Consider the following 5,440-nt stretch of genomic DNA (forward strand, 5'->3'; position numbering starts at 1 on the left):
GGCGGCCGAGCGCTTCCTCGGCCGCCCGGTGGACGGCCGCCAGTCGCGCGCCGACTGCGAGGCGATCCGCGCCTTCCAGAAGAAGCACCTGATCACCCCCAGCGCCGGCTTCGCCGGTCCGGTCACCTGGCGCGTGATGGACCTCATGAACCGGCAGCGGGCCGCGGGCGCCACCCCGAACGCGGACGGGAGCTGCCCCGTCGACAAGGGCCGGATCGCCTGCGTCGACCTCACCCGTCAGCTGAGCTGGGTCCAGGACGGGAAGAAGCTCGTGTACGGGCCGGTCCCGGTCCGTACCGGGCGCGACGGCTACGAGACCCGCACCGGGCTCAAGAAGATCTCGTGGCGGAACATCGACCACGTCTCGACCATCTACCACGTGGCCATGCCCTACAGCCAGTTCTTCGACGGCGGTCAGGCGTTCCACTCGGTCGGCATGAGCGTGTGGAGCCCGCCGGGCTCGCACGGCTGCGTCAACATGACGCCCCGGGACGCCAAGAAGTACTGGGAGCTGCTCCGGACCGGCGACGAGGTGTACGTGTGGGGCCGCAAGCCCGGCACGTGATCAGTAACACGTCCGCATTGCGCGTTTTCGCCGGATTGCTCACATCGTCCCCACGGGTTCCGCCGTATGCTTCACAGCATGTCCACCACTCCTGAGAGCGTCCGCCTCCGTACGGCGGCCGAGGTGAACGAGGAGATCCGGGACCTGTTGATGAAGTCCGGCGGCCGGCTCGACCACGAGCAGCGCCGCAGGTATCAGCGCCTGGTGGGGGAGTGGGCCGCTGCCACTCCGCGGCCCAAGTCCCGCCGCCGCCCGGCCCGCGCCTCCTGAGACCTCGCCCGTCGCCCGTGTCCCCGCCCCGCGGGGACACGGAACCCGCGTCGGCCCGGCCGCCTTTCCGGCGGCGCCGTCAGTGCCAGGACCGGTGCGTGTCGTCGCTGAGCTGGAAGACCGGCTCGCCCCGGACCGGGTCCTTCGCCGTGATCAGCCGCACCCGGTCACCCGTGTGCACGCCCGCCGGCGGCCCGGTCACCCGGCCGCGGACCACGAAGCCCTCGGCCATCTCTATCAGCGAGACGTTCCGGGCCGACGGGGTGTTCCGGTGGACCACCGTCGACCGCAGCACCGTGCCGGCACCCGCGCTGCGCTCCGAGCGCAGCTCGCTGCCCGCGCAGACCGGGCACAGAAGCTTGTGGTACATGGAGGTGCCGCACCAGGTGCAGCACTGGTAGCCGATGCCCTCGCTCTCCTGGGTGCCGTGGTCGAGCACACCCGTCGCGGAGGAGCCGGCGGCCGGGTGCGAGGTGAATCCTGACTGGAACACGACTGTCATCTCCCTGCGCGCGGACGAGACCGTAAGCGCGCGGCGCCCCCGCGCGCGAGCACAGAGTATGGCACCCAGTGCCACAGGTAAAGGTACTGCGTACCTCCTCTTTCGGGCTTCTTTCGGAGCCTCCTCCGCGGCTTCTCCCGCGGCTGCTCCCGCGATGCCTGCCGCGGCCCTGCCGCGGCTTCCCTCACGGCCGGGCGGGGTTCTCCCCGGCGGGGTCCAGGGCGGACTCGATCTCCCGCACCACCCGCCACATCGGCGCCCCGCGCCGCGACACCACCACGACCACGTCGTCGTCCTGCTCGCGCCCCCGGCCCGCGCCGTCCCCGAACGCCTCGCGCACATAGTCCAGAGCCCGGTCCACCGCCGCCCCGGCGTCCCCCTCGCCCTCCGAACGCAGCCAGGAACGCAGCACGTTGTTGTGCGCGGCCACCACGGCCGCCGCGATCACGTCGGCCCGCAGGGTGCCGTCCGGCCGGTCCGCCAGCCGCTCCCGCAGATGACCCGCGAAGGTCCGCTCGTAGCGCCACACCACGGACAGCTCGTACGCCCGCAGGCCAGGAACCTCCTTGGTGAGCCGGTAACGCTGCACCGAGAAGGTGGGGTTGTCGGTGTAGAGGCGCAGCACCAGGCCCACCGCCTCGCAGACGCGCGCCACCGGGTCCTCGCCCCTGCCGCTCGCGGCCAGGAAGCCGGTCACCTCGGCCAGCCGGCGTTCGTGGTCGGGGAAGACCACGCCCTCCTTCGACGGGAAGTACCGGAAGAAGGAACGGCGGCCCACGCCGGCCAGGGTGACGATGTCCTCGACCGTCGTCTGCTCGTACCCACGCTCCAGGAAGAGCCGGAAGGCGGCCTCGACCAGCGCGTCACGCATCGGCGGCTTCGACGGGAAACTCATGCCGCGAAACGTAGCACCGAACCCGCCGCGCGGCACTGGGTCCCCTTCTGGGGGAACGGAGTGCACCGGCTAGGTTGACCTGCGTAGACGCCTGTCCGAGGAGTAGCCATGCCGTCCGCCCGCCCCCGGCTCCTGCACGTCACCGACCTCGCCTACCCGGCCGCCGGACGCCGGTACTGCGACGAGGACATCCACCTCTCCGCCCGGCTCGGCGAGGACTTCGACACCGCCCTGTGCCACCCCCGGCAGGCCGCGGCGCTGATGGACTCCTTCGACGCCGTGCTGGTGCGCAACAGCGGCCCCGTACTGGGTCATCTCGCCGCCCACCGGGAGTTCCGGGACCGTGCCCTGGCCGCCGGGACCCGCGTCTACAACGAGCTCACCGGCCAGGGGGACATGGCGGGCAAGCAGTACCTGCTCGACCTCACCGCCGCGGGGCACCCCGTCATCCCCACCGTCGACCGGCCCGAGGACCTGGGCCTCCTGCCCCGCGCGGACGCCTACGTCGTCAAGCCGCGGCTCGGAGCCGACTCCGTGGGGCTGCGCGTCCTCGCCCCGGACGAGCTCGACGGCGTCGCGTACGGCGACGTCCTGGTGCAGCCCCGGATCGACTTCGTCCACGAGATCTCCTTCTACTTCGTCGACGACGCCTTCCAGTACGCGCTGTACGCCCCCGACCCGCAGCGCCGCTGGGAACTCGTCCCCTACGAACCCACCGCCGAGGACCTGGAGTTCGCCCGCCGCTTCGTCGCGTGGAACACCATCTCCCACGGCATCCAGCGCGTCGACGTCTGCCGGGCCCCCGACGGCCGGCTCCTGCTGGTGGAGCTGGAGGACCTCAACCCCTACCTGTCCCTGGACGCCCTCCCCGCCGAGCGCCGCGACGCGTTCGTCGACGCCCTCAAGGCCGCACTGCACCGCCTGCTCGACCGCGGCTGAGTGGTTGGCCGCCCCGTTCCGGGGCAGCATGGCACCCATGCGATCCAGCGACGCGTTCATGAAGCGTCTCAACCCCGACATGTGCGTGGTGACCGCGGTCGCCGACGGGGAGCGGTCCGGCTGTCTCGTCGGGTTCTGGACCCAGTGCTCCATCGATCCGCCCCGGCTGACCGTCTGGATCTCCAAGACCAACCACACCCACCGCGTCGCGCTGCGGGCCGAACGGCTGACGGTCCACCTGCTCACCCCGGAGCAGCACGGCCTGGCGGCCATGTTCGGCGGGCGGACGGGCGACGACACCGACAAGTTCGCCGACGTGGAATGGCACGAAGGCCCGGGCGGCAGCGCCGTCCTCACCGCGGCGGCGGCCTGGACGGTCGGCGTCGTCCAGGAGCGTTTCGACACCGGCGACCACGTCGCCCACGTCCTCGCGCCCGAGCAGAGCGGCGAGCACCCGGGGACGGGCGGGGCCCTGCTCCGGCTGGAGGACGTCCTGGACATCGAACCAGGGCACCCCGCCTGAGACCCGGACGCCCCCGGGAGGACGACGCCCGGGAGGCGGATGTCCCCGCGGTCGGCCTCGTACGCGTCATCGGGCGGGTCGCCAGGGGTGCCCTCGGGCGCGTCCTCAGGCTCCCGGCTCCTCCTCCGGCATCACCCGGATGTCCAGCACGCAGACGTCGTCGCGCCGCTCGCCCTCCAGCATCTCGGCGAGCAGCGGCCCCAGCGACGCCGATCCCGGCCGGTCGTCATGGCCGATGGCCGCGCGGGCCAGCCGCTGGAGGCCGGCGTCGATGCCCTCCGAGGGCCGCTCGATCAGGCCGTCGGTGTACAGCAGGATCCGGTCGCCGGGCTCCAGCAGGCACTCGCCCTCCTGGAACGGCGGGTTCTCCACCGCGCCCAGCAGCATGCCCATCGGGCGCTTGAGGAACCGCGCCTCGCCGTCGCGCAGCAGCAGCGGCGGTGGATGGCCCGCCTGCGCCCACACCAGCTTGCGCTCACGCGGGTTGTAGCGGGCCAGCACCATGGTGGCCGTGGCGCGCGGCTCCCCGGTGTGCAGCAGCAGGGCGTTGAGCCGCGCCAGCGCTCCGGTCAGCGAGGAGCCGGTGATCACCATGCCCTTGGCGGTGAACCGCAGCTGCGCCATGGTGGCCACCGCGTCGATGCCGTGCCCTGCCACGTCGCCCACCACGCACAGGGCGTCCCCGTCGGGCAGTTCGATGGCGCTGAACCAGTCACCGCCCACCTGTATGCCGGACTGCGCGGGCAGGTAGGCGACGTCCACCCGCAGCCCGCCCGGACGCACCGGCTGGTGCGGCAGGGGCAGCAGCGCCTGCTGGAGCCGGCTGGCCAGACTCCGCTCGGCCCGCAGCATGCCGTGCTGGGTGAGCATCATCCGCTCGCTCTCCACCAGCGCCAGCTCGGCGCTGCGCTGCGCCGTCAGGTCCTGGACGAACCCGTGCGCCTCCACCGGAGCGCCCCGGGGATCGGTCACCGCCTCGGCGACGGCCCGCAGATGGCGCACACCGCTCGCGGTACGGATCCGGAACGGCACGTCGAAGGGCCGGCCCTCCGAGGCCAGGGCCTCCACGGCACGGCGGAGCGCGGGCCGGTCCTCGGCCACCACCAGGTCCGGCAGGTCGTCGTAGGGGACGGGGCCGTCCGCCGGGGAACGGTCGAAGATCCTGAAGACCTGCGGCGACCAGTTCACCTCGTGGGTCAGCAGGTTCCAGTTGGTCCAGCCCAGGTTGCCCAGACGCTGCACGTCGGAGAGGCGCTGCTCCTGGCGCTCGGCGATCTCGTAGCGGGACCAGGTCAGCATCAGGCCGTCGCCCAGGCGCCGGGCGCGCACCGAGAAGGTGGGCAGTTCCGCCGCGTCGGCGTCCGGCGACGGATAGGCCATCGGCTCGCCCTCGTACGCCTCACCGGTGACCAGCGTGTGCAGCAGGCCCTCCCAGGTGTGTCCGTCGGCCAGCGCCGGGAACGACTCGAGCAGCCGGACGCCCACCAGCGACCGGCCGCTGAGGCCGGTCAGCCCGACCACCGCGGGGCCGGCCGCCTCGATGCGGTAGTCCTCCACCAGGCCGGAGGCCGACCGCAGCGGGGCCAGCGCCAGCGCCGCCTCGGGCAGCGCGTCCAGCACCGCCTGAACGGTCGGCATCGAGACGTCCTCGGAGGGCGGCGGCCGTGTGTCGAAGGAGCCGAGCGAGCCGGAGCAGAGCCGGGCGACCGACCTCAGCAGCTCCCGCGTCCGGGGACCGAACGGGGC

7 protein-coding genes are annotated in these 5,440 nt (G+C 72.8%); 4 read left to right on the forward strand and 3 right to left on the reverse strand.

Going from position 1 to position 5,440, the window contains the following annotated elements; genetic code table 11:
- On the forward strand, window positions 1-565 hold a 565-nt coding region (locus HW445_RS17345; RefSeq protein WP_180221917.1), incomplete at its 5' end, for a L,D-transpeptidase.
- A 66-nt stretch (window positions 566-631) separates the two neighbouring features.
- Window positions 632-835, forward strand: a complete 204-nt coding sequence (locus HW445_RS17350; protein WP_180221918.1) for a hypothetical protein — start codon at window positions 632-634, stop codon at window positions 833-835.
- 79 nt (window positions 836-914) lie between these two features.
- Here HW445_RS17350 and HW445_RS17355 read toward each other — a convergent pair whose 3' ends face one another.
- Both HW445_RS17355 and HW445_RS17360 read right to left on the reverse strand, forming a co-directional pair.
- Entirely contained in the window at window positions 915-1,337 is a 423-nt protein-coding gene (locus HW445_RS17355; protein WP_180221919.1) for a Zn-ribbon domain-containing OB-fold protein, read from the reverse strand.
- Window positions 1,338-1,521: 184 nt separating this feature from the next.
- Window positions 1,522-2,208 (reverse strand): TetR family transcriptional regulator, encoded by a 687-nt coding sequence (locus HW445_RS17360; RefSeq protein ID WP_180221923.1) that lies wholly within the window; start codon window positions 2,206-2,208, stop codon window positions 1,522-1,524.
- Between the two features lie 132 nt (window positions 2,209-2,340).
- Between HW445_RS17360 and HW445_RS17365 the strand changes: the two genes are divergently transcribed.
- Window positions 2,341-3,171, forward strand: coding sequence for a hypothetical protein (locus HW445_RS17365; protein ID WP_180221920.1), 831 nt, complete (start codon window positions 2,341-2,343; stop codon window positions 3,169-3,171).
- A 37-nt stretch (window positions 3,172-3,208) separates the two neighbouring features.
- Window positions 3,209-3,694, forward strand: a complete 486-nt coding sequence (locus HW445_RS17370) for a flavin reductase family protein (RefSeq protein ID WP_180221921.1) — start codon at window positions 3,209-3,211, stop codon at window positions 3,692-3,694.
- Window positions 3,695-3,799: 105 nt separating this feature from the next.
- Here HW445_RS17370 and HW445_RS17375 read toward each other — a convergent pair.
- Window positions 3,800-5,440 (reverse strand): PP2C family protein-serine/threonine phosphatase (locus HW445_RS17375; protein ID WP_180221922.1); only part of this gene is annotated, 1,641 nt, incomplete at its 5' end.

Source organism: Streptomyces sp. UH6 (genome assembly GCF_013421635.1).
In the GTDB taxonomy this organism is placed as follows: Bacteria; Actinomycetota; Actinomycetes; order Streptomycetales; family Streptomycetaceae; genus Streptomyces; species Streptomyces abyssomicinicus.

Bases quoted from the DNA above. Each gene is read 5' to 3' on its own strand.
- HW445_RS17350 (WP_180221918.1), top strand. From the start codon at position 632: ATGCTTCACAGCATGTCCACCACTCCTGAGAGCGTCCGCCTCCGTACG.
- HW445_RS17355 (WP_180221919.1), bottom strand. From the start codon at position 1,337: ATGACAGTCGTGTTCCAGTCAGGATTCACCTCGCACCCGGCCGCCGGC.
- HW445_RS17360 (WP_180221923.1), bottom strand. From the start codon at position 2,208: ATGCGTGACGCGCTGGTCGAGGCCGCCTTCCGGCTCTTCCTGGAGCGT.
- HW445_RS17365 (WP_180221920.1), top strand. From the start codon at position 2,341: ATGCCGTCCGCCCGCCCCCGGCTCCTGCACGTCACCGACCTCGCCTAC.
- HW445_RS17370 (WP_180221921.1), top strand. From the start codon at position 3,209: ATGCGATCCAGCGACGCGTTCATGAAGCGTCTCAACCCCGACATGTGC.